This window comes from Pseudarthrobacter cellobiosi, assembly GCF_023913755.1.
Classification (GTDB): Bacteria; Actinomycetota; Actinomycetes; order Actinomycetales; family Micrococcaceae; genus Arthrobacter; species Arthrobacter cellobiosi.
In genome coordinates this window covers 46,217-68,576 of record NZ_JAMXBJ010000050.1, presented here as the reverse complement: position 1 = coordinate 68,576, position 22,360 = coordinate 46,217, and the positions used below count along the sequence as shown (strand labels likewise).

At 65.7% G+C, this 22,360-nt stretch carries 22 protein-coding genes, 1 pseudogene and 1 riboswitch; of the genes and pseudogenes, 14 read left to right on the top strand and 9 right to left on the bottom strand.

What is annotated here, in order from left to right:
• The first annotated feature begins 11 nt into the window (after positions 1-11).
• Together NG696_RS17670 and NG696_RS17665 are read left to right on the top strand one after the other, a co-directional pair.
• On the top strand, positions 12-1,601 hold the full coding sequence (locus NG696_RS17670) for a succinic semialdehyde dehydrogenase (RefSeq protein ID WP_252576283.1): 1,590 nt from the start codon (positions 12-14) through the stop codon (positions 1,599-1,601).
• Positions 1,598-3,337 (top strand): GMC oxidoreductase, encoded by a 1,740-nt coding sequence (locus NG696_RS17665; RefSeq protein WP_252576282.1) that lies wholly within the window; start codon positions 1,598-1,600, stop codon positions 3,335-3,337. The genes NG696_RS17670 and NG696_RS17665 overlap by 4 nt, the downstream gene beginning before the upstream one ends.
• Before the next feature lie 41 nt (positions 3,338-3,378).
• Here the strand turns inward: NG696_RS17665 and NG696_RS17660 are convergent, their stop codons facing one another.
• Positions 3,379-3,876, bottom strand: coding sequence for a MarR family winged helix-turn-helix transcriptional regulator (locus NG696_RS17660; protein ID WP_252576281.1), 498 nt, complete (start codon positions 3,874-3,876; stop codon positions 3,379-3,381).
• Between the two features lie 128 nt (positions 3,877-4,004).
• Between NG696_RS17660 and ribA the strand changes: the two genes are divergently transcribed.
• From ribA to NG696_RS17640, 3 genes are all read left to right on the top strand, one after another.
• Positions 4,005-5,873: a GTP cyclohydrolase II RibA gene (ribA, locus tag NG696_RS17650; protein ID WP_305884621.1), complete on the top strand. Its 1,869-nt coding sequence runs from the start codon at positions 4,005-4,007 to the stop codon at positions 5,871-5,873.
• A 73-nt stretch (positions 5,874-5,946) separates the two neighbouring features.
• Positions 5,947-6,921: a dienelactone hydrolase family protein gene (locus NG696_RS17645; protein ID WP_252576280.1), complete on the top strand. Its 975-nt coding sequence runs from the start codon at positions 5,947-5,949 to the stop codon at positions 6,919-6,921.
• 125 nt (positions 6,922-7,046) lie between these two features.
• On the top strand, positions 7,047-8,510 hold the full coding sequence (locus NG696_RS17640) for a protein adenylyltransferase SelO (RefSeq protein WP_252576279.1): 1,464 nt from the start codon (positions 7,047-7,049) through the stop codon (positions 8,508-8,510).
• Positions 8,511-8,579: 69 nt separating this feature from the next.
• Here NG696_RS17640 and NG696_RS17635 read toward each other — a convergent pair whose 3' ends face one another.
• On the bottom strand, positions 8,580-9,431 hold the full coding sequence (locus NG696_RS17635; RefSeq protein ID WP_252563429.1) for a C40 family peptidase: 852 nt from the start codon (positions 9,429-9,431) through the stop codon (positions 8,580-8,582).
• Between the two features lie 3 nt (positions 9,432-9,434).
• Positions 9,435-9,604, bottom strand: a riboswitch (cyclic di-AMP (ydaO/yuaA leader).
• Between the two features lie 214 nt (positions 9,605-9,818).
• Between NG696_RS17635 and NG696_RS17630 the strand changes: the two genes are divergently transcribed.
• The gene (locus tag NG696_RS17630; RefSeq protein WP_252576278.1) at positions 9,819-11,111 is read left to right on the top strand and encodes an aggregation-promoting factor C-terminal-like domain-containing protein; all 1,293 of its coding nucleotides are present in this window, start codon (positions 9,819-9,821) and stop codon (positions 11,109-11,111) included.
• A gap of 24 nt (positions 11,112-11,135) precedes the next feature.
• Here NG696_RS17630 and NG696_RS17625 read toward each other — a convergent pair whose 3' ends face one another.
• Complete coding sequence (locus tag NG696_RS17625; protein ID WP_252563435.1) at positions 11,136-11,516, bottom strand: cupin domain-containing protein; 381 nt, start codon at positions 11,514-11,516, stop codon at positions 11,136-11,138.
• Positions 11,517-11,658: 142 nt separating this feature from the next.
• Here NG696_RS17625 and NG696_RS17620 point away from each other — a divergent pair, with 142 nt between their 5' ends.
• From NG696_RS17620 to NG696_RS17600, 5 genes are read left to right on the top strand one after another with little or no spacing between them, the layout of a single operon-like run.
• The gene (locus tag NG696_RS17620) at positions 11,659-12,021 is read left to right on the top strand and encodes a TraR/DksA family transcriptional regulator (RefSeq protein WP_252563438.1); all 363 of its coding nucleotides are present in this window, start codon (positions 11,659-11,661) and stop codon (positions 12,019-12,021) included.
• A gap of 7 nt (positions 12,022-12,028) precedes the next feature.
• A complete protein-coding gene (locus NG696_RS17615) occupies positions 12,029-12,589 on the top strand; it encodes a DNA alkylation repair protein (RefSeq protein WP_252576277.1) in 561 nt (186 codons plus the stop codon).
• A 53-nt stretch (positions 12,590-12,642) separates the two neighbouring features.
• Positions 12,643-12,843 carry a DUF1918 domain-containing protein gene (locus NG696_RS17610; protein WP_252563444.1) on the top strand — a complete coding sequence of 67 codons (201 nt, stop codon included), beginning with the start codon at positions 12,643-12,645 and terminating at the stop codon, positions 12,841-12,843.
• Between the two features lie 54 nt (positions 12,844-12,897).
• Entirely contained in the window at positions 12,898-13,434 is a 537-nt protein-coding gene (locus tag NG696_RS17605) for an NUDIX domain-containing protein (protein WP_252563447.1), read from the top strand.
• Between the two features lie 53 nt (positions 13,435-13,487).
• Positions 13,488-14,291: a thioesterase family protein gene (locus NG696_RS17600; protein ID WP_252563460.1), complete on the top strand. Its 804-nt coding sequence runs from the start codon at positions 13,488-13,490 to the stop codon at positions 14,289-14,291.
• A gap of 41 nt (positions 14,292-14,332) precedes the next feature.
• On the opposite strand, the gene NG696_RS21010 is transcribed toward NG696_RS17600, so the two are convergent.
• Complete coding sequence (locus tag NG696_RS21010) at positions 14,333-15,007, bottom strand: ArsR/SmtB family transcription factor (RefSeq protein WP_252563462.1); 675 nt, start codon at positions 15,005-15,007, stop codon at positions 14,333-14,335.
• A gap of 149 nt (positions 15,008-15,156) precedes the next feature.
• Here NG696_RS21010 and NG696_RS17590 point away from each other — a divergent pair, with 149 nt between their 5' ends.
• From NG696_RS17590 to NG696_RS17580, 3 genes are all read left to right on the top strand, one after another.
• A complete protein-coding gene (locus NG696_RS17590) occupies positions 15,157-15,723 on the top strand; it encodes an OsmC family protein (RefSeq protein WP_252563465.1) in 567 nt (188 codons plus the stop codon).
• 14 nt (positions 15,724-15,737) lie between these two features.
• Complete coding sequence (locus NG696_RS17585; protein WP_252563468.1) at positions 15,738-16,535, top strand: methyltransferase domain-containing protein; 798 nt, start codon at positions 15,738-15,740, stop codon at positions 16,533-16,535.
• Between the two features lie 185 nt (positions 16,536-16,720).
• Positions 16,721-16,894 carry a hypothetical protein gene (locus NG696_RS17580; RefSeq protein WP_252563471.1) on the top strand — a complete coding sequence of 58 codons (174 nt, stop codon included), beginning with the start codon at positions 16,721-16,723 and terminating at the stop codon, positions 16,892-16,894.
• A 30-nt stretch (positions 16,895-16,924) separates the two neighbouring features.
• Here the strand turns inward: NG696_RS17580 and NG696_RS17575 are convergent.
• From NG696_RS17575 to NG696_RS17555, 5 genes and pseudogenes are all read right to left on the bottom strand, one after another.
• Positions 16,925-17,784: pseudogene (locus NG696_RS17575) on the bottom strand (IS5 family transposase).
• Positions 17,785-17,995: 211 nt separating this feature from the next.
• Positions 17,996-18,676 (bottom strand): VOC family protein, encoded by a 681-nt coding sequence (locus tag NG696_RS17570; protein ID WP_252563474.1) that lies wholly within the window; start codon positions 18,674-18,676, stop codon positions 17,996-17,998.
• A 183-nt stretch (positions 18,677-18,859) separates the two neighbouring features.
• Positions 18,860-19,240 carry a hypothetical protein gene (locus NG696_RS17565; protein WP_252563476.1) on the bottom strand — a complete coding sequence of 127 codons (381 nt, stop codon included), beginning with the start codon at positions 19,238-19,240 and terminating at the stop codon, positions 18,860-18,862.
• A gap of 151 nt (positions 19,241-19,391) precedes the next feature.
• Positions 19,392-20,609, bottom strand: coding sequence for an integrase catalytic domain-containing protein (locus NG696_RS17560; protein WP_252576276.1), 1,218 nt, complete (start codon positions 20,607-20,609; stop codon positions 19,392-19,394).
• Between the two features lie 295 nt (positions 20,610-20,904).
• Positions 20,905-22,311 (bottom strand): FAD-binding oxidoreductase, encoded by a 1,407-nt coding sequence (locus NG696_RS17555; protein ID WP_252576275.1) that lies wholly within the window; start codon positions 22,309-22,311, stop codon positions 20,905-20,907.
• Between the last annotated feature and the right edge of the window lie 49 nt (positions 22,312-22,360).

Genomic DNA, 22,360 nt, shown 5'->3' with positions numbered 1-22,360 from the left:
ACTCTTTGTCCATGTCATCAGAGACGCTGGCCAGCCACATCACCGCGCCCATCGAAACCTTCGCCGTGGATCCGGCCCGCGTGCGGATCCTTGTCGCCCATGCCCGGCATACCGCGGACGCCCAACTTGAACTGATTCACACGCCGCTCACCGGCGGCCCGCTCGCTTCCCTGCCGCTGTCTACTGAGGCTGACGTCGCGGAGGCCTACGCCCGGGCGGGGCAAGCCCAGGTCGAATGGGCCCGAACGTCGTTCAAGGATCGCCAGGGGATCATGGAGCGCTTCCATGACATCGTCCTTGACCACCAGGCCGAGATCCTCGACTTCATCCAGCTCGAGTCGGGCAAGTCCCGGGGCCACGCCTTCGAAGAGGTTGCCGACGTTGCCGTCACGGCACGCCATTACGGCCGCGCCGCCTCCGGCTACCTCAAGACCCGCCGCCGTTCCGGTGCCTACCCGGTGTTGTCCCAGGCGCGCGAGCTGCGCCATCCCAAGGGTGTGGTGGGCATCGTCTCGCCGTGGAACTACCCCTTCAGCCTCGCCGTCACCGACGCGATCGCCGCACTCGTGGCGGGCAACGCCGTCGTCCTGCGGCCAGACCGTCAGGCGAGTTTGTCGGCCCTCCTCGGCGTCGAGATGCTGCGTGATGCCGGGCTTCCTGAGGGCGTCCTCGAGGTGGTCCTTGGCGACCGCCGCATCGGCCAGGCCGTCCTGGACCGGGCCGACTACGCCTGCTTCACCGGCTCGACGCCCGTGGGCCGCAAGGTGGCCGAATCCCTTGCCGGCCGGCTCGTTGGCTACTCCCTCGAGCTCGGCGGGAAAAACGGTGTGTACATCGCCGACGACGCCGACCTCGACAAGGCCGTGACCGGAACCATCCGCACCTGCTTCGCATCGGCGGGACAGCTGTGCATGTCGGCAGAGCGGGTCATCGTGCACGAGAAGGTGGCGGACGCCTTCACCGCAAAGCTCATCGCCGCGGTGGAGGCCATGAAGGTCGGCACAGCGCTCGACTACGGCAATGACATGGGCTCGCTCGCTTCGGCTTCCCAGCTTGAGACAGTCTCGGCCCACGTTGAGGATGCGAGGAAGCACGGCGCCACCGTCCTCACCGGCGGCAGGCACCGCCCGGACCTCGGCCCATATGTGTACGAGCCCACCCTGCTGGCCGGTGTTGCCGAGTCGATGCTGTGCCGGAACGAGGAGACGTTCGGTCCCGTTGTGGCGATCTACCGCGTGGCGGACGATGCCGAGGCCATCCAGCTCATCAACGACACCGAGTTCGGCCTGCACGGCAACGTGTTCACGGGCAGTGTCCGCCACGGCCGGGAGCTTGCGGCCAGGATCCGAACGGGCACCGTGAGTATCAATGACTCCTACACCGTCGCCTGGGGCAGCACCGGCTCGCCCATGGGCGGCATGAAAGCCTCCGGGGTGGGCCGCCGCCACGGCTCCGAGGGCATCCTGCGCTTCACCGAGAGCCAGACTGTGACGGCCCAGCACCTGCTGCCGTTCGGGCCCGCGTTCGGAATGTCCGACGGCGACCACTCCAGAATGCTGACCTCCCTCCTGCGCGCGCTCAAGAGAGGGGGAAAGAAGTGAACGCCCGGGACGCCGGACCGGCCGTTGACCACGATGTCGTTGTCATCGGCTCCGGTTTCGGCGGCTCGGTCGCAGCGCTGCGCCTCGCCGAGAAGGGCTACGACGTGCACGTGCTTGAGGCTGGCCGCAGGTTCGAGGACGGAGACTTCGCCAAGACATCGTGGAACCTCCGCAAGTACCTCTGGGCCCCGAAATTCGGCTGCTTCGGCGTCCAGCGCATCCACAGGCTCCCGGACGCACTGATCCTGGCGGGCGCCGGCGTCGGCGGTGGCTCCCTCAACTATGCGAACACCCTTTACATCCCTCCGGCGCCGTTCTTTCAGGACAGGCAGTGGGGCCACATCACGGATTGGCAGGACGAGCTTGCGCCGCATTACCGGATGGGTCAGTCGATGCTGGGGGTGGTGACCAACCCGTGCGAGGGTCCGGTGGAGCAGCTGATGCGCGCCGCCGCGGACGAGCTCGGCGTTGGCCCCACGTTCAAGAAAGCGCCCACGGGCGTGTTTTTCGGCATGCCGGGTGTCCGCGTCCCGGACCCCTACTTCGGCGGCGCCGGGCCTGAGCGTACCGGCTGCACGGAGTGCGGTAACTGCATGGTGGGCTGCCGCGTGGGCGCGAAGAACACCCTGACGAAGAACTACCTGGGCCTGGCCGAAAAGATTGGCGTGCGCGTGACGCCGCTGCGCACCGTCGTCGAAGTGCGCCCGCTCACCGACGCCGAAGCGCCGGCGTACGAAATCGTCACCGAGTGCACGGGGTCCTGGACCAAACGGGGCAAGGGCCGGCAGGTCCTCACCGCCAGGCACGTGGTGTTTGCGGCCGGTACCTGGGGGACGCAGTCGCTTCTTCACGAGATGCGCGACGGCGGGCAGCTGCCCGGGCTCTCGGACAGCCTGGGGGTTCTCACCCGGACCAACTCTGAGGCGCTGCTCGGTGCCATGACGTCCCATCGCCCGCCGAAAGGCATGGACCTCACCAAGGGTGTCGCCATCACGGCCTCGTTCCACCCGGCCGAGGACACGCACATCGAAAACGTCCGCTACGGCAAGGGCTCCAATGCGATGGGGGCCCTCTCGACGCTGGCGGTGCCGGGTGATGGGCGGCTGCCACGCTGGGTGCGGTTCATCGGCGTCGCGCTCAAGAATCCGCTGGCGATCCCAAGCATCGAGCCGACCCCCTGGAAGTTCAGCGAGCGCACCATCATCGGCCTCGTGATGCAGACCCGGGACAACTCGCTGACGGTATCGGGCAAACGGCGGCTCTTCGGCGGCCGCAAGCTGACCTCCCGGCAGGGGCACGGCGAGCCAAACCCGACCTACATCGAGCCGGGCCACCGGGCGATGGGCGTCATCGCACGGCTCCTGCAGGAGCGCGGCGGGCGCAGGACCTACGCCGGAGCGACGTTGGGGGAAATCTTCGACGTCCCGCTCACCGCCCACTTCCTCGGCGGCGCCTGCATCAGCGACAGCCCGGAGAGCGGCGTCATTGACCCCTACCACCGGGTCTGGGGCTACCCTGGCATGCACATCGTGGACGGTGCAGCGATCTCGGCCAACCTCGGCGTTAACCCGTCGCTGTCCATCACGGCCCAGGCGGAACGCGCGTTCTCTCTCTGGCCCAACAAGGGAGAGGCGGACGCCCGTCCGGCGCCGGGCGAGGCCTATGTGCGCATGGAGCCGGTGGCTGCGCTGCGCCCGGCCGTCACGACCTTCACGCACCAGAGTGCGCGGGTCTGACAACCGTTTACGCCTGACCGTCCGACGGCGCCCTGCTCATTTCAGAGCGGGGCGCTTTCGCGCAGGCAGCGGTCCTCTGGGTCAATGGCGCCCATGATGCGTTTGCCGATGCTCCCCAGCTGGCGTGACTGTGCCTTCGTGAGGGGATCGAACACAAGCGCTCGGACTGCCTCCACGTGCCCCGGGGCGGTTTGGGTGATTTTCGTCCAGCCCTCGTCGGTGAGCGTGGCCAGCGTGATGCGTCCGTCGGAAGGATCCGTAGAGCGTTGCACCCAGCCCCGCTTTTCAAGCCGGCTCACCACCTGGGACAGCCGGGGGAGTCCGGACTCGGTAAAGCCCGCCAAATCACTCATCCGGCGTGTGCGGGCCGGAGCTTCAGACAGGCCGGCCAGGACCATGTACTCGAAGTGGCTCATCCCAGCGTCGTGCTGCAGTTGGGCGTCCAGGGCGGCGGGAAGCTTCATAATCACAGCGACCAGCGTCAGCCAGACGTCGCGTTCCTCGCCGTTCAGCCATCGCGGTTCCTCGGCACGTTCCATAGGGTGAGTCTACGCGCTTTACTTCATGAATGAAGTTTTATGTCGCTCAAATCACTTGCATCGTGAAGTAATGATCGGTAGCATTTACTTCAACATTCAAGTACTGCCAGACTTCCTGAGGAGCCCAGATGACCGTCATGTCCGAGACCGTCGCGCGGCCATTCGAACAACCGGCCACCGTGCGCAGCCAGGTCACCGTCCCACTTCGCTTCCCTGACGGCTTCGCGGCCACAGCCGAGATCATAACCTTCCATGGACTGGCCGACGGTAAGGAGCACCTGTTGCTCGCCCTCGGCGAATGGGAGCAGACGCTCCTGGACCAGGGGCCGGAAGGTACAGCGCCGTTGGTCCGGCTGCACAGTGAATGCCTCACGGGCGACGTGTTCGGGAGCGAGCGCTGCGACTGCGGACCCCAGCTGCGCGAGGCAGTCGAGGAGATTGCCGCCGTCGGGGGCTTCCTGCTGTACCTGCGGCAGGAGGGGCGCGGCATCGGCCTGTACTCCAAGCTCGACGCGTACGCCCTGCAGGACAACGGACTCGACACCTACGAAGCCAACGTGGCCCTGGGCCGCGGCGAGGACGAGCGGGACTACAGCGCCGCAGCCCAGATGCTCGGCGCGCTTGGCGCGGGCCGGATCCGCCTCCTCACCAACAACCCGGACAAAGTAGGGCAGCTGACGGACCTCGGCGTTGACGTCTCGGAGCAGGTCCCCACCGGAGTGCACCTCTCGGCGGCCAATCACCGCTACCTGGCCGCGAAACGCAGCCATACAGCGCACACCATCGAGCTTCCGGCCGAGATCCTGCCGGCGGATTTCCTTCCGGCCGTGATCATTCCTTCCCATGACGAGCTGCTGGCCCGGGTGGATGCCCTCATTCCCCGGCTGCGGGAGCGTGCCGCGGAAACCGAGGAGATCCGCCGCATTCCGGAAGCCACCATGGCTGAACTGAAGGTGGCGGGCGTGTTCCAGATGCTTGCGCCGAAGGCCGTGGGCGGCTTCGGCATGGGGCTGGAAACCTACGTGGAGGTGGTTCGCCGCCTTGCCCAGGGATGTGTCTCCACGGCCTGGAGCGTGGGGCACTTGGTGGAACACGTGTGGATGCTGGCCCGCTGGCCGCAGGAAGCCCAGGATGAAGTCTTCGCCAACGGGCCGGCCCCCTTGGCTGCCGCCACCGGTGCCCCTCCCGGTAAAGCAGAGAAGGTTCCCGGCGGTTACACCGTCTCGGGCCGATGGAGCTTCGCCTCCGGCATCATGCACTCCGAGTGGGCGCTCCTGGCCGTGCAGCACGGCGAGGTCCGCCTGCAGTGCCTGGTACCGGTGTCCGATCTTGACCTCCTGGACGTCTGGCACACGGCCGGCCTGCGGGGGACCGGGAGCAACGATCTCCGCGCGGAGAACCTCTTTGTCCCGGCGCACCGTGCCCTGGAATGGAATCTCCTGGCCGTCGCTGACAATCCCGGCAGTCGCATCCACCCGGATCCGAGCATCCACACCCCCATGGCCACGTTCCTGAACATGGTTGCCCCGGCCGCCGCTTTGGGGGCTGCTGAGCACGCCATCGAGGTGTTCCAAGACTTGATGATGGTGCGTAAGGTCAAGCAGACAACGCAGGCGCGGCAGGCGGATTCGCCGCTCGCGCAGGCCCGGTTCTCGCAGGCCTACGGGCAGGTGGCCACCGCGCGGCTGCACTGGCAGGAAGCTGTCCGGGTGGTGGCCGCCTCCTTCGATCGCCGGCCTGCGGCTTTCACCGATGAGGAGCGGGCGCGGTACCGGCTTTCGCTGGGTCTCAGCGGCGCGGCGTCGGCCGAGGCTGTCCGCCTCATCCTGACGGGATCCGGCGGGAGTGTGCACCGGCTGACGCACCCGCTCCAGCGGATCCAGCGCGATGTCAATGTACTGCTCAACCACGCCTCGCTGACCATGGATCCCATTCTGGAACAGGCAGGCCGCGGACTTCTCGACCTCGGGTTGTCCATCCCGGCCGAGCAGTTCTGACCGGGCGCATGGGACCCCTTGCAGGTCTGCCCGCTTCGGAGAAGGATATGAGCCTCACTCGAGGAGGCCAGCCATGGTCCAGCTTGGAAAGTTTGAGCGGTACCTGATCGAGGAATTCTTCGACGACTACCGCGCCGGCGCAATGACCCACCGCACCTTTACCCGCAGGGTCGCATTCATCACTGGAAGCATGGCGGCGGCATCGGGCGCGATGCTGCTCGTTGGATGCACACCCGAGGAAGTCCCACGCAGCACCGACCCCATGCCCACACCCACCCCGTCATCGACGGCGGGCACCGGCACCGCTTCTGCCGGTGCTGATCCGGGGGCCAAAAGTCCGCTCTCGGTCCCGGAGGGCGCCGGGGGGCTTACGACGGCGACCGTCCGGTTCGCTGCCGACGGAACCGATATCAGCGGTTACCTCGCCCGGCCCGACTCCGGGGCAGCCGGCCCGGCGGTGCTGGTCTGCCACGAGAACCGCGGGCTGACCCCTCACATCCAGGATGTTGCCCGGCGCTTTGCCAAGGCCGGGTATGCGGCGTTGGCCCTTGACCTGCTGAGCAGGGAGGGAGGCACCGCCAGCCTTGACTCGGACGCCGTGTCGGGTGCACTGACCCGAGCCGGGGCACAGAGCCATGTTGCTGACTTCGCCGCTGCCTTTGACTACCTTCAGGCCCAGGACTTCGTGGACTCCGGACGCATCGCCATGAACGGGTATTGTTTCGGCGGCGGCATCACCTGGCAGGCGGCAACCGAGCTGGCCGGACTGAAGGCCACCGCCGCGTTCTATGGGCCGGCGCCGGACCTGAACAAGGTGCCGGCCATCAAGGCGGCGGCGTTCGGCGTGTATGCAGAACGTGACCAGCGGATCACCGGTGCCATGCCGGCCCTCCGGGATGCCCTGGACGCCACCACCGTGACGCATCAGCTCACCGTTTACCCCGGCGTCGACCATGCCTTCCACAACGACACCGGCGAGCGCTACAACGAAACCCAGGCCACAGCTGCCTGGAACGACACCCTCACCTGGTTCGGACAGCACGTCTGAGGGGTGACGCCAGCACGGCTGATCTGAGTAGCGCTATCTGACGTTTTGAGGCTCCAGAACGACAGATAGCGCTACTCAGTTGGGAGGGCGGGGCACTCACCCGCGGCCGCGGGTAGTCTTGAAGGATGAGCACCGCAATCCCACTAACGCTCACCTTCGGCGGGCGTTTCGCCCGCGAACTCGAGGAGTTGGCGGTTCCCTGGCAGGCAGAGGAAGCGCCAGACCCGCAGCTGCTGGTCCTGAACGAGCCGTTGGCCAGCGAACTGGGCCTGGACCCGTCCTCGCTGCGGACGCCCGACGGGACGCGGTTGCTGATCGGCAACCAGATTCCTGAAGGTGCCACACCGGTGGCCCAGGCCTATGCGGGCCACCAGTTCGGCGGTTACTCGCCCCTGCTCGGCGACGGTCGGGCCCTCCTGCTGGGTGAGGTCACGGACATCCACGGGCAGCTTCGGGACATCCACCTCAAGGGCTCCGGCCGGACACCGTTCGCCCGCGCGGGTGACGGGCTCGCCGTCGTCGGTCCCATGCTGCGCGAGTACGTCGTCAGCGAAGCCATGCATGCCATGGGCATCCCCACCACGAGGTCCCTCGCCGTGGTGGCCACGGGCCGGCCCGTCCGCCGCGAAACCATGCTGCCCGGAGCCGTGCTCACCCGGGTGGCCAGCAGCCATCTGCGCGTCGGCAGCTTCCAGTTCGCCCGTGTCAACGGCGAGACGGACCTTCTGCGCCGTCTGGCCGATCATGCCATCAGCCGCCATTACCCGGACGTGGCGCTCGCCGAAAAGCCCTATCTCGCGTTCTTCGATGCGGTCATAGCCGCCCAGGCGTCCCTGGTGGCGCAATGGATGCTGGCGGGCTTCGTCCATGGCGTGATGAACACCGACAACATGACCATCTCCGGCGAGACCATCGACTATGGTCCGTGTGCGTTTATGGACGCCTTCAACCCCGGTTCGGTCTACAGCTCCATCGACGCTGACGGACGCTACGCCTACGCCAACCAGCCGGTCATTGCCGAATGGAACCTCACCCGGCTCGCCGAAGCACTCCTGCCCCTGCTCCATGAAGACCAGGACCAGGCCATTGCGCTCGCCGTTGAATCCCTCGGCGCCTTCCGCACGCTGTACAGCGCTGCTTGGTCAGCCGGCATGAAGTCCAAGCTGGGGCTGCGCGCGGACACGGACGACGACGTCGCGTCGCCGATCGTGGACGGTGTGCTGGCGCTGCTCCAGGAAGGCCAGGTGGATTACACCTCCTTCTTCCGGAGCCTCGGCTCGGCGGCCCGCGGCACCCCGGAAACTGCCCGGGCCATGTTTACGGACCCCGAAGCCTTCGACGCCTGGGCCGCGCGGTGGCTGGCACTGGGGCCGGACGCGGACCTGATGGACCGCGTCAACCCCGTCTACATCCCCAGGAACCACCTGGTTGAAGAGGCCCTTGACGCTGCTAGCGCAGGCGACCTGGACCCCTTCAACCGCCTGATGGACGTCCTGGCCGATCCGTACACGCAGCGCCCCGGGCTGGAACGCTACGCCGGCCCCGCCCCTGAAGACTTCGGGAGCTACCGGACCTTCTGCGGGACCTGAGCGAACACCAGGGATGGACGACGGCGGCGCGCGGCTGGGTGCCGCCCGCCGCCGTCGAGCATGGTCGGATCACGCTACGCGGACGAAGGACACTCCGGAGAGCCAGCTGATGGAGTGCACTTCGGTTTTGTAGCCGTCCACCCCGCCACTGACTACCTGGCCGTTGCCGGCGTAGACGCCCACATGGCCGGCCGTGATGACCAGATCCCCTGGTGCCGGTGTGCCCACCACTGAGCCGTACTGGTAGAACTGGCCGGGAGCCAGATCACCAACGCTCTTACCCACCGAGCGCAGCGCCTTCTCCACCATGGCGGTGCAGTCCTGCTGGACGCCAAGCTGGGAGTTGGCGGAAGCCAGGATGGCCGCGCCGAGCGAGCTGGCCGGAGCCTGGGCCGCCGGTGCGGACGTTGAGGCCAGCTGGATACCGGTGTTGGTGGGGGAGGCCGGGGCCGCCGCGACCTTCGCCGCGGGAGCCGGTGCGGTGTAGCCGGCACCGGGGATCCGGATCTGGTCGCCGGGGTAGATGACGCTGGTCAGTGAGAGTCCATTGGCGGCAAGGACGTCGTTGAGCGGGACGCCGTTGGTGGCGGAAATCTGGCCCAGCGTGTCGCCTGAAACGACCGTGTGGACGTTGGCCACGGCCGGTGCCGGAGCAGCAGCGGCCTGAACAGTGGCGGCCGGGGCCGCCACCGCTGCACTTGTTTGGGCCTGGGCGTTGGCAGTACCGGCATCACCAGGGCCGTGGACGCCGGCCTGCGCCGGGGCGCCGATGCTGAACAGCAGGCCTGATGCAGCAACAGCCACCAGCGCCGGCCGACCAAACGTCAGTGCGTGCGCTTTGGCCGTGGACGACAGGCCGACAGGGACGGTAGAGCGGGCAGGAACCACACGATGGCGTGCGGAAGCGGAATTCTTGGACACGGTTGATCGCCTCTCCCATGCCTGCGGGGTGAGCTGTCGGGTTCGGGTCGGAGTTACCCGGCCGGTGGCGCCGCCGCACGGGACGGGAGCGATACCGACTTAACCCCAAGGCTTCGAAAAGCCGTGGAAACGTGGTTCCCCCGTCCCTGCCAGCTGGAAAGCGACTGGATCCCGGTCAGCGGCAGGGCTCGGCATACTGGCGGGAATGGTCCGGCTTGAGCCGGGCTACCGCTTGACCATAACTTCTGCTCGGCAGCAATGTCACATTCCGGTAACGGAATGTAGGCGTGGAATCCACCCGCATTTCAGTGCGGTTTCCCGGCTCTCCGGTAACGATGTTGCAGGTCAACCCCCGTAATCCGTATATGCCCGGTAAGCTCACCAACTATGTCCCGGATTGTTCAAAAAATGCGGCTGCCCGCCCTCGCCGGCCTGCTGGCGGTCGCCCTGGCGGGGTCGGCTGCGATGCTTCCCTCGCATGCCGCCGACGACGCGCCGCCGGGAGGCTATCCCTCGTGGCAGGACGTGCAGAACGCCAAGCAAAGCGAGGCCGGCAAAGCGGCAGAGGTCACCAGGATCAATGGGCTGCTGGGCGGGCTCCAGACCGAAGCGGAGGCGCTGGGCGATGCGGCCGTGACGTCCGCCGCGGAGTATGCCCTTGCCGAAGCGGCGCTTCAGGCCGCCACTTCCACTGTGGATGCACTGACCGCCCAGACCGCACGCGCCGCGGCCGAACTGGGACAGTACAAGAAGGAAATCGGGTCTCTTGCGGCGCAGTCGTATAAGACCGGTGGCACAAACATGGGTTTCTTCGTTGCCCTCGACGCCGTGCAGAACAACAGCATCCAAGGCCTGAATATCGTCCAGATCGTCAGCGATAAGACTGCCGCCCTGGTGAACAAATCCGCAGCCGCCGAACGCATTTCCCGCGCCCTGGCCGATCAGGAGCAGGCAGCCAGGGCCGAGCGCGAGCGCCTGTCCGGCGAAGCCAGAACCAAGCTCGATGCCGCCCAATCCGCCCAGCAGGCCATGTCCCGGCAGATCGCGGAGCAGCAGGAGCACGGCCAGGAACTGACCGCGCAGTTGGCCTCCCTCAAGGGCACCACCGCTGCCGTGGAGGGTGAGTTCCGGCAGGGCCAGGTGGCGTTGGCTGCGTACGAAACGGCGCAGGCCGCCAAGCGGGCGGCGGCGCAGGAACAGGCACGCCAACAGGCGGAGGCGGCAGCCAAGGCAGCTGCCCTGGCCGCTGCGCAGAAACCGGCTCCGGCCCCGCCTGCCGTACCGGGAGTACCCGCCCCCGCTCCTGTCCCGAGCCCGACGCCGGCCCCGCCGCCCGTCGTCGTCGTGCCTTCCGTGCCGGGCGGCGCTGTCAACGACCCCGCCGGCGCCAAGAGCTACGCGGCCGGGCAGCTGGCGGCCTACGGCTGGGGCCAGGACCAGTTTCCGTGCCTGGCGTCGCTGTGGACCAAGGAGTCCAACTGGCTGACCACCGCGACCAACCCCTATTCGGGCGCATACGGGATCGCCCAGTCGCTGCCGGCCAGCAAGTATGCCAGCGCGGGCAGCGACTGGCTCACGAGCTACCGGACCCAGGTCAATTGGGGACTGTCGTATATAGCGGACCGCTACGGGTCACCGTGCGGTGCGTGGAACCATTCAGTGGCCAACAACTGGTACTGACCTGCCGGGGGGACGGCAGCCGGGTCACGTTCCTGGGGCTTTGGCGAATTCCGCGGCGCTGAGGAATTCAATGCCGACGAAGGCTTCTTCACCGTCCACCCAGGCGTCATGCCCCGGTGGAATGGTGTAGGAATCTCCGGCACTGATGTTGATCCGGTTGCCATCGGTGGTCTCGACATTGAGGGCTCCGGAAACGCAGAATCCCACATGGTTGTTCTGGCAGGACTCGGTCTGGACCACCGGCTTGATGCAGTCCGACCAGCGCCAGCCGGGATTGAACGTGAACCGGCCAACGGTGTAGTCACCCAGGTTGACGACGTCCACTTCCGTCTTCTCCGGCCGGCGCTTCTCATCCGGTGTGTTGTGGGACTTGACTGCCAACTCGGTGACGATGTTTGTAGGCATGGCACGCAGACTTTCTCTGTGGAGTTTGTGTCCATCAGCTGTCTGTCCCTTGCTGCCAGACGGCATCTGAGGCGCTTACGATTGCCAGCATCCTCCGACTGGCCGCGCTTGTCGAGACCCCCAAAACCACTAGGCTTTTCCCATGCCAGATTTTGAACGGTTCCGGGTCCTGCTGGAGGAAGAGCGCGCCCGGAAACTCGCGCTTCTTCCCGCCCTCCGCGCGGACATCTCTTCGGCCAATGCTGCGCGCCAGGATTCCAACGTGGATGACGAGCACGACCCCGAGGGATCCACCATTGCATTCGAGCTGTCGCAGGCATCGGCGCTCCTGCAGCAGAGCAGTTCGGGCCTCGAACAGGTGGACGCGGCCCTGGCGCGGATTGCGGCGGGCACTTACGGTACGTGCGACGTGTGCGGGGATCCCATCGCGGAGGGACGCCTCGAAGCACGCCCGTCAACGCCGTTCTGCATACTTCACGCCGCTGCCGGCCGGCTGGGACGGTAACTGCGCCGTGAACGAACGTGTGCAGGAGGCTGCCGGCTTCATCGACGCCACCCTGCAGAATGAGGGCGCCTGGTACCGGGCGGAAGACGTGGAGTCCCGGGTGGGCGGGGTACTTGGGTCCTACGGATCGTCGGTGGGAGCCGTACGCGGCACCGTCCGCGACGCTGGCACGAAGTTCAAGGACCTTGGCCACGATGAGGTGACCGCTTTGGCATCACTCCTCTGGGGCCGGCCCGGTCCCGGCAGGCGGCCGGTCTATGAGAGGCGGCTCGCCGCCGTTGTGTTGCTGCAGTCCCGGGTGGCCCTCCTCCGTCACTCTGACCTGACCCGGCTGGAGGGCTTCATCAGAACCGCGCAGACCGGAGAGCTGGTGGACCCCCTGATTGTCGACGTTGTGTTTCCGCTGCTTCAGGGGTTGGGTGGCAGCGACCGCCAGCGGGCCGACGTCGTCATCACGCGCTGGCACCAGGACCCCGACGACGCACTCCGCCGCGCTGCCCGTCTCATCGCGTCCCAGGGAACTGACCTGCCGTCCATTTCCGGGAGCCGCGACCGGTCACGTGGCTGACCCCTGTTCCCTGGTCCCCGTCAGTCGTACTCTGGGCCTTGGAGGTGATTGCCATGGAGGCAGCGCAGGGTGACAGGATCATCGTCCGGGGGAGGACCGTCGGGTCCTCAGACCGGCACGGGGTAATCGTTGAAGTCCGCGGTCAGGAAGGTCATCCGCCCTACCTGGTCCGCTTCGACGACGGACACGAAACCGTTATGTACCCCGGCGGTGATTTCGCCGTCGAACGCGGTCACGGGGCCCAAACAGGCTGACGCGCGGCCGACGCCTGAGCGTCAGGGCCGCCGGGCACCTGTCAGACTGGAGGAATGGATCACTCCTTGGCTGCCACGTCCCCTGATGCGAATCTCATGTTTCCGCCGCTCCGGACCGGTCCGCGGGATCCCGGTGACGCGTGGGTTGAGGGCGACCACGGCAAGTTCTGGGGCAGATTCGGTGCCGCCGGCGTCCTGGCCTATGACCCCGGCAAGGGCGTTCTCCTGCAGCACCGCGCGTTGTGGAGCCACAACGGGGGAACGTGGGGACTCCCCGGCGGAGCATTGCACCAGGGCGAGGACGCTGTCACCGGCGCACTCCGCGAGGCGCACGAGGAAGCCGCAGTGCCGGCCGCGGATGTCAGCGTCCTCTTCACGTCCGTACTGGACGTTGGCTACTGGTCCTACACCACCGTTGTTGTGCTGGTGACCGCGCCGTTTGACCCCGTGATCAGCGATCCGGAAAGTCTCGAACTCCAGTGGGTCCCGCTGGCTGAGGTGGACCTGAAGGAGCTCCATCCAGGCTTCGCGAAATCCTGGCCGGACCTGTTGCCGCGCATGCTGGAGCTTGCCGCGGTGGCCGGTCAGTAGAGCACCGGTTAGAGTTAATGATCATTCACCCAGAATCGTCGGAAGGGCCAACGTTGACCAAGGATCTGCCAGACCTGGCCGAAGGCTTTTTCTACTACCAGGCGCTGGGTGAGGGGCGATTCTGCTCCACCATCCACGCACAGGGGGCCTGGAACGAGCACGAACAGCATATGGCGCCGGCCTCTGGCCTGATGGCGGACAGCCTGGAGCGCCACGAGCCCCGCGCCGACATGCGGATGGCCCGGCTGAGCTACGAGATACTGGGCCTGATCCCTGGTGGCGGGTTCCACATCGAAACCGCCACCCTCCGTCCGGGCCGGACCATCGAGCTCCTGCAGGCAGAACTGGTTGAGAACGGCCGCGTGGCCATCCGCGCCACCGCGTGGCGGATGATCACCAGCGACACGGCCGCGGTTGCCGCGGTCGAGGACACCGCCATCCCGGCACCGGATGAATGCAAACCGCTCGACGGCCCTGCCATCTGGCCAGGCGGCTACATCCGGTCCCTGGAGATGCGCGTGGCCGAGGGCCACCGGCCCGGCGCGGGCATCGTCTGGCTCCGCACCCAGCACCCCCTGACGGATAAAGCCGACAGCGGCGACCTGGCCCGCCTGATGGGCCTCGTTGACACGGCCAACGGAATCGCGGCCAGGGTCCCGCCGGGCAAAGACAGCTATGCCTTCCCCAACCTGGACCTGCAGATCCACATGTACCGCAGGCCCGAGGGCGAATGGCTGGGCCTGGACAATGCCGTCTCCTTCGGAACTGACGGGATTGGGCTCACGTCCACTGTCCTGCACGATCTCCAGGGCCCGTTCGGCCGCGCTGAACAGATCCTGACGCTGCGCCGGAGTTAACCTCACAACAGGGACCCTCGGGGCGCCCGCATAGCCGGATGCTATTCCGGCTGCGGGGCCACCTCCACTGGGAGCCCGGCGGCAGCCCACTCCGGGTAGCCGCCTTCCAGGCGTGTGGCCGGGATCCCTTCCAGGCGGAGCATTTGTACGGCTTCGTTTGCGAACACGCAGTAAGGGCCCCGGCAATAGGCAACAACCTGGCGGTCATCGGGGAGATTTCTCAGTCTCGCCGCCAACTCCTTGAGCGGAACGGACACAGCTCCTGCGATATGCCCGGACTGGAACTCCGGTTCAGGCCGCACATCGAGGACAACGACGTCGCCGGCGGACATCCGCTCGCGGAGTTCAGCCTGCGTCAGGGTGTCCAGGGCGGAGCGGTCGCCAAGACAGGCCGTGGCGAGTTTATCGAGTTCCGCCACATGCTCCGCAGCCACGTGGCGGATGGCTGCCCAAAGTTCGGCTACTGATGATCCGCTAAGCCGGTAGTAGATCCGGGTTCCCTGGCGCCGGCTGCGCACCAGTCCTGACCGCTGTAGGTGCTGGAGGTGCTGTGAGGTGTTGGCTACACTCTGCCCGATCTCTTGAGCGAGTTCGTCCACCGGACGTTCGCCCTGGGCAAGGACGTCCACCAGCTCGGCGCGCCGGCCGCTGCCAAGCACCTTGGCCACCGATGAAAACGCGTCAAAGAGTGCGTCCTTGGCTTTCCTGCTGCTCACCGGAGCCTCCGCTCATCGAACCTATTCAAGTAAGTACTTGACAATCTATCCCGTCCAGGTGTGCAATTCAAATATTCAAGTGATTGCTTGATTATACCTGAGGGGACCCGCTCCGGATCCGCGCAAAAATCGGAAAGAGGCGAATGGGGATGGGCGATGTAGCCACCATCCGAAATGGAATTGACGTAGACCAGCTGGTGGGGACGATAGGGGCGATTCAATCGGATCCCGCTCTGGCGAGTTTCACCTTTAAGGCAACCACAACATGGCTTGATGGGACGCACAACACCGGCAACATTCTCGGGTTTACGCATGCAGGCGAGCCCGACACCGGCCGGACCGGCAGCTTCGTCCTCGAGGGCGATGAGCCGCCCGTGTTGCTCGGCAACAATGCCGGGCCCAACGCCGTCGAGCTCCTGCTGCAGGCGCTGGGCTTCTGCTACTCCGTGGGCTACGCGGCAAACGCGGCTGCCCAGGGCATTGAAATCCGCTCGCTGGAGTTCCAGGTGGAGGGCGACCTGGACGCCCGTCCTTTCCTGGGCCTGGACGGTCCGCGGCCGGGATTCACCGCGTTACGCGCAACGGCCCGGGTCTCCAGCCCGAATGCGACACTGGAGCAGCTGCAGGCGCTGTGCCGTTACGTTCAGGACACTTCGCCTGTCCGCGACTGCCTGACCAATCCGGTCCCCGTGCACACCACGCTCGAAATCGCCTGACGGAGGGCCGGGCCATGGATGCGGGAACGGTTGAAGTAGACCGCCGCGAACTCGAGGAAAAGGTCAAGCAGGTCTACCGCGCGGTGGCCCTGAACCCCACCGGCAGCTACCACTTCAAAATGGGACGCGGGCTTGCCGAGCAGCTGGGCTACCCGCCCCAGCTCCTGGACACCATTCCTGCTGGCGCCCTCGAATCGTTTGCCGGCGTTGGATACTTCTTCGACCTGGCGGATCTTATTCCCGGTGAGAAGGTCCTTGACCTCGGTTCCGGTTCCGGGACCGACGTCTTTTACGCCGCCGCCATGGTTGGCACCACGGGGCGCGTCGTTGGCCTTGATATGACTGAAGAGCAGCTGGACAAGGCTGAACGCCTGCGGAACCCCGGCGGCTATCCGCATGTCACCTTTACCAAGGGCCACATCGAAGGCCTTCCGTTTGCGGACGGCAGTTTTGACTGCGTCATCTCCAATGGCGTCATAAACCTGTCCCCGGACAAGCCGTCGGTATTTCGGGAAGCGGCCCGTGTGCTGCGGCCTGGGGGGCGTCTTGCAATTGCCGACATTGTCACCGCCGTACCGCTCACCGCGAAAATTGTCTGCAACACCGACCTCTGGGCCGCCTGCATTGGAGGTGCTGCCCAAACGGACAGCTACCAGGAGACGATCGCTGGCGCCGGCTTCACCATCGAGAGCAGCAGGGCAAACAGCTACGAATTTGTCTCCGACAGGGCACAGGCAGCGACGGCCAAATATGGGGTTTCCAGCCATTCATTCCTGGCGAGAAAGGGTGAATCGGACCCAGTGCCCGGATGACCCCATGATGTTTGGGTGCCTTTCGCGGCCCTGCGTCGCCGCGGAGGCATCGCGCCTGATGCCTTCGCCCGGTTGTCATTTTCCTCTAAGTCGTCTGCACAACGGCAGCTGTGTTTTCGGGGTTGTGCAGGCGAGTGTGAACACTGGTTTTTCCCTACTTCTCTGCACAAGAAGGAGGTAGCGGGGTGGACGCCGAATCGGTGCGCATCGCTGAGTCGGGCACGTTGACGATGCCGGACTGGCGCAACGCACACCCCCGCGATCCGGGGATCCTCGAGGCCCAGCGCCGTGAACGCGCCAGCGTCCGCAGCGAAAAGGGCCACCGTTGGGGGCGCCACCACTCCGCGAGGGCGGCATGACCAACACCCCGAACGTTTCAGGTCACCGCACTAGGGCGTGTCTCCCAATAGGGCGCTCCAGATGACGACGGTGTGCAGGACCGCGGCTGAGCGGTAGGTGAGGGCGAGTTTGTCATAGCGGGTGGCCAGGGACCTCCATTGCTTGAGGGTGTTGAAGCTGCGCTCGACGACGTTGCGGCGCTTGTACGCTTCCTTGTCGTAGGTGACGGGCCGTCCGCCGGCGGAACCCTTGCGTTTGCGGTTGGCCTTCTGGTCCTCCTTTTCCGGGATGACGCATTGGATGCCGCGGTCGCGCAGGTACTTGCGGATCGCCTTGGAGGACTAGGCCTTGTCGGCCATGGCCCGTTCCGGGCGGGTGCGGGCCCGGCCGGGCCCGTCCCTGTCGACCTTCAGGGCGTCCATAAGGTTCTCGAACATGAGCGAGTCCCCGCCCTGCCCGGGCCCCAGAAGCAGGACGAGGGGGCGCATGTTCCCATCCACCAGGGCATGGATTTTCGCGGGTCAGCCCGCCGCGGGTCAGCCCGCCGCGGGAGCGGCCGATCGCATGGTCCTCAGGCTCGTCGAGCAGATTCTTGTAATTCGACCGGTCCCCCTGTGTGGCGGGGCAGGTTGGTGCCGTGCTGGTGGGCACGGTTCACCGTGGAATCCGCCGACACCTCCCAATTGATCAGCCCGGCCGAATCGGCACGGGTCAACAACGCCGCCAGCACCTTGTCCCAGATGCCGTTGGCGGCGTTGCGTCGGTGGTGCTTCCACACGGTCTTCCACGACCCAAAATGTGCCGGCAGGTCACGCCACGGGATTCCGGCCCGGTACCGGCAGATGATTCCCTCGGTCATCGACCGATGGTCCTTGAACGGGCGGCCAGGCTTCCCTGAAGAGTCAGGCATCAACGGGGCAATGTGCTCCCCCTGGGCATCGGACAACAAGGCATAACGGGAACTCACGCATCAATCCTGCCAAAACGGCATGACTGTGACAGCTTTAGGAATACCGGGCCCTCATTGAAGGATTTGATGAGGTTGTGGCCAGCTACACGGCGGAGGCACTGCCCATTGAGGAACTCCCCTCCGGCCCGCCCTCTGCCGGCTTCAGCGCTGTTCAGCCTCCGAAGTGCCACGCATCGAGCACAACACGGCCACGCGGCGATTCCAGCGTCGCGGTGAGCGGTGCGTTCTGCACAGCGTCGATCGGGCTCGTGTGAACGGCCGAAAGCTTCAGCACGTCGACCGCCTGGGTCGGAACGCCGCGCAGCACCAGGCCCTGCAGCGCCACATCAGTGAGGTGCATGTGGGCACACGGATGTTGCCCCTCCCATTCGATCAAGCTGGGCAGCGCGCCTGCGCATTCAGCGCGGCCGTCGTCGCGGACTGTGATTCGCCACTTCAACAGTCCGTGAGGCGTGTCGCGCTGCGCTGCCAGCAACTCGCCAGGGTTGAGGGCGAAGTTGGCAAGGTCCCGGCGCAGCATCTCGATCTTGCGCGTGCGCGCCACAGCGTGCACCAGCCGAGGGGATTCGCGGACAGCCTCGCGCACCCCGGGGTGGTCCAAGCCGAACCAGCGCGGCCTCCCCGGCGCCGGCGCGTCGGGATCGATCGCGATGACCTCGAGGTAGCAGTCGGGGAAGCTCTCGCTGCTGATGGCAATCACTCGGTTGTGAGTACCCATCAACGGGTGCTTGCCACCACCGGAGGGCTGGACGCCGAACGTTGCCGCGCACCAGGCCGCGCCCTGTTCCAGCGAATCGGCGGCGATGACCAGGTGATCGATAACGGCGTTCACAACTCAACCGTACCGCTCGGGGCGTTCGACAGATCGGCCCGGTGTCCCTGCCGGCGACTCGCCAACAGGGCCCGGTACTCCTAAAGCTGTCCCCAAGGGACAAGTAACTGGTGAGTAACTAGCTCTGATTGGTCTGGAGGGAGCATTTGGTTGTCTGGCAACCCAACCATTGGGAGACACGCCCTAGCCGCGGGCGAAGCCGGCGTGAACGTCACGGACAGTGACGGATCCGGCGCCGAGGAGCTGTGCCTTCGCTCGAAGTTGCGCCACCAGGTCCTCGGTTGGGCGGCCGAATATTTCGATTGTTCTTAGCTTGATGAGTGGTGCAACTGGCGGGAACTTGGGGCCCGCCACCTTCATATGGAGCTCCAACGAGGCCGCGTCAGGATGAAAATGGAGGACGCTCATGATGGATCCGTCCTCTGAGAAACAGACGCAGTAGGAGATGATCTGCGGCTCATTTTGCTCAACGAACGCGACGATTTCTGCCATGGCTGCCTTGAGCTCCTCAAGTTTTCCGGCACGGACCTCGGAGGTATCAAGGTAAGCGATGGGATCACCCATGTCATCTCTCCTGTTGAAGGCCCCGGCTGAACGTCTGGACCTGACCCACTACACACAATTGTCCTCTCGATCCTCGACGGAAGCACGGCGGTTTTATGGCCGCCAGAATCACGGCCAGCACATTACTCAGATCATCACCCGAGGAATCATGTCAAGATGCCCGCCTGGGTTGTTTCGAGGAATCATTTAGTTTTGCCCGGATGGTTGGCTGCCTGTCAGGGGCTCGCTTTGCGGTGCTCAGGGTCAGGAGCTCCGCGGAGAGGGCCTGGATTTGTCGTTGGATGGCGGCCGGGTTCAGGGGCTTGTTTTCGCGTTTCAGGCGGGCCTTCGTATCCATGCTGACGGTGCCGGAGTCGGCCAGGATGCGCTGGAACGGGGTAGCGGGTGAGTCGTAGGTCTTGCTGGTCTTCGCGCCGCTCCGGACTTTCGTGAGGAGTTTTTGCTGTGGCCCGAAATGGTTGGTCAGGAGCCGCTGGAGCGCCCAGATCCGGTTGAGCAGTTCCAGCTCACCAGCCGTGTCGTAGCGGTGGTAGCCGACGGTCTGGCGGACGATGTGCCAGTTCTTCTGTTCGACGTGGGCACCGTCGTTCTTGTTCCCGGACCGGGAGCGGGTGAAGGTGAGATTTTCCTGTTCGCACCAGCGGAACAGCTCCCAGTTGATGAACTCCGAGCCGTTGTCCGAGTCGAGGCCCAGGACGGGAAACGGAAACGCGGCGGTAGCGTCTTTGATGGCAGCGAAAACCCATTTCTGCGCCTTGTTGATCACCGAGCGGGTTTCCGTCCAGCCGGTCGCGATGTCAGTGATATCAAGGGTGAAGCAGAACTCGCACTGGCTGTTGCCGCCCTCGTGGCCGACCAGATCGATCTCGACGAACCCGGGCACCGCATCGTCCCACTCGGCCCAGGTCCGGATCGGAATCGAGTCCTTCAGCAGTGTTCCGGGCTTGGTATGGGACCGGCCGCGGGGCTCAAGTTTCGCCTGGTCTGCCTTGAGCCGGCGGTCGATGGTGTCCGGGGCGATCCTCAGCAGTTGCGCGGCGGTCTCGGTATCAATGCGGAGCTCCTTGAACCGCCGCAGGCGCGGCACCAGGTCCGGGAGCGCAGCCGCCAGGAGCCGCCCGCACAGGGTCCCCTGGACCGCCCAGCAGAACCGCAGCGCCTCGATCACCGGCTCCCCGTAGAGCGGCGCCCGGGCAGCCCGGGGCCGGACGGGCTTGAGCACCAGCGCGTGCCGGAGCGACTTGCGGGTGTGGTCCCGGTGCCATCCGGTCGTTGCACACAGCTCATCCAGAATCTGCTTCTTCACCGCCCGGCCCGCCCGGGCATACCGCGTGGCGATGACCTTCGTGACAGCCCTGCGTTCACTCATCGAAAGCTCCATGGCTCACAATGCCGAAGCGGCGGACACCGCCCCGACGGACACGCCGCTGCGCGGGCATTCTCAAATGATTCTTCGATTGCAGCTACGCGGGCATCTTTGATGAGTCAACGCGGGGTCTCGACGCTGACCGTTGGGCGCCGCACTATGAATTGGACGCGGCAGAGCGGGGTCCAAACTTGGGGGAATTGCGTGGCGACGCTCGCTGGAACTTGTGACGTAGACGAAGGCCCGGTCCAAGAGGAATGAAGTGTGTACCGGATCTGTTGTGATCTGTCGGGGGATTTTATCCGGCAGGGGCGGCTGGTTTGATGTTGATGTTGTGGCGGAAGACGTTCTCGGGGTCGCATTCGGTTTTGATCCGGGCCAGGCGGGCGAGTTTGTCGGCTCCGTAGCTGGCGCGGAGACTGGTGGCGTCGTAGTCGTTCGTGACGTTGAGGTAGCCGCCGGCGCCTTGTGCGGCCGGTTGCAGTGCGTCCCAGAACGCCCGGGCCCAGGCATGGTCGGCGGTGAGTGACTGCTTATCGGGTGCGGCGGCGAGGATGAAGACCGAGTATCGGGGTGTGCGTTCTCCGCCGAAGGCGGTGTCATGTTCTCCGGTTTCCGTGTATGCCTCATCGAGCAGGTAGATCAGGATCTTGGTCAGCGGAGAGGTTCTGCGTGCCGCGTGGTCGGTGATGATCTGGATGGCGTTGTCGGTGAGCTCGGTCAGGTAGGTGGTCTTTTCGTAGTGGAACCGGCCCCATGCAGTGGACTCGTCGAGCAGTTGCTGGAGCTTGACGTAGGGCATCGGGCCGATCGTCTCGAACAGCGGCGGGATGGCGCCGCGGATCCGTTCGACCACAGCGGCATGTTGACTGGTCGGCCCGAAACCGGTCAGGAGCAGCGCGTACCCGGGCCGGAACCTGTACTGCTCGGGCACGAAGGGGGCTGGTGGCGCGTTGAGCTCGCCGAGCACGACGTTCAGGTCCCGGGGAAGGATGGAGACGAGATCCCTGGCCAAGCGAAGCACCTCCGGACCCTGCTCAGAAGGCCAGAAAAAGAGCCCGAAGTCCACGGTCGGGCCGGCTTCGTGGAGTTTGAACTCGAATTCGGTGACGACCCCGAAATTCCCTCCTCCGCCGCGGAGCGCCCAGAAAAGGTCGGGGTGCTCGTTCGCTGAGGCCTGCACGATGCGCCAGTCGGCGAGCACCACTTCGGCCGAGACCAGACTGTCGATTGTCAGTCCTGCGCGCCGGGTCAGCCATCCCATGCCCCCGCCGAGGGTGAGACCCCCCACTCCCGTATGCGAGACCAGTCCAACGGGTACGGCAAGGCCGTGTTCCTGGCAGGCTGCATCGAGGTCGGAGTGCAACGCACCGCCGCCGACACGAACGCGCCGGGCGGCCGGGTCCACGCGCACGCCGCGCATCGGGCTGAGATCGATGACCATCCCGCCGTCCACGCTCGAAGCACCGGAAACACTATGGGCGCCGCCGCGGACTGCGATTTCCAGACCCTCAGCCCTGGCCCACCCCAAAGCTGTGACAACCTCGCCTGGGGTGGAACATCGGACGATCACGGCCGGTCTTCGATCGATGTCGGCGTTCCACACCTTGCGTGCCTCGTCAAAAAGAGGATCATCGGGCCTGATGACCGCACCCGCCGACGGGGGTTGAAGATGGTCCGAGCCGGTGCTTGCTACGTCTGTCATGACTAACCTGGCTTCCGCTATCGCGGCAAGGGAATCGTGACGCGCGACC

Bases quoted from the DNA above. Each gene is read 5' to 3' on its own strand.
- NG696_RS17670 (WP_252576283.1), top strand. From the start codon at position 12: ATGTCATCAGAGACGCTGGCCAGCCACATCACCGCGCCCATCGAAACC.
- NG696_RS17605 (WP_252563447.1), top strand. From the start codon at position 12,898: ATGGATCACTCCTTGGCTGCCACGTCCCCTGATGCGAATCTCATGTTT.
- NG696_RS17630 (WP_252576278.1), top strand. From the start codon at position 9,819: ATGTCCCGGATTGTTCAAAAAATGCGGCTGCCCGCCCTCGCCGGCCTG.
- NG696_RS17560 (WP_252576276.1), bottom strand. From the start codon at position 20,609: ATGAGTGAACGCAGGGCTGTCACGAAGGTCATCGCCACGCGGTATGCC.
- NG696_RS17645 (WP_252576280.1), top strand. From the start codon at position 5,947: ATGGTCCAGCTTGGAAAGTTTGAGCGGTACCTGATCGAGGAATTCTTC.
- NG696_RS17585 (WP_252563468.1), top strand. From the start codon at position 15,738: ATGGATGCGGGAACGGTTGAAGTAGACCGCCGCGAACTCGAGGAAAAG.
- NG696_RS17610 (WP_252563444.1), top strand. From the start codon at position 12,643: ATGGAGGCAGCGCAGGGTGACAGGATCATCGTCCGGGGGAGGACCGTC.
- NG696_RS17590 (WP_252563465.1), top strand. From the start codon at position 15,157: ATGGGCGATGTAGCCACCATCCGAAATGGAATTGACGTAGACCAGCTG.
- NG696_RS17660 (WP_252576281.1), bottom strand. From the start codon at position 3,876: ATGGAACGTGCCGAGGAACCGCGATGGCTGAACGGCGAGGAACGCGAC.
- ribA (WP_305884621.1), top strand. From the start codon at position 4,005: ATGACCGTCATGTCCGAGACCGTCGCGCGGCCATTCGAACAACCGGCC.
- NG696_RS17555 (WP_252576275.1), bottom strand. From the start codon at position 22,311: ATGACAGACGTAGCAAGCACCGGCTCGGACCATCTTCAACCCCCGTCG.
- NG696_RS17620 (WP_252563438.1), top strand. From the start codon at position 11,659: ATGCCAGATTTTGAACGGTTCCGGGTCCTGCTGGAGGAAGAGCGCGCC.
- NG696_RS17640 (WP_252576279.1), top strand. From the start codon at position 7,047: ATGAGCACCGCAATCCCACTAACGCTCACCTTCGGCGGGCGTTTCGCC.
- NG696_RS17565 (WP_252563476.1), bottom strand. From the start codon at position 19,240: ATGGGTGATCCCATCGCTTACCTTGATACCTCCGAGGTCCGTGCCGGA.
- NG696_RS17625 (WP_252563435.1), bottom strand. From the start codon at position 11,516: ATGCCTACAAACATCGTCACCGAGTTGGCAGTCAAGTCCCACAACACA.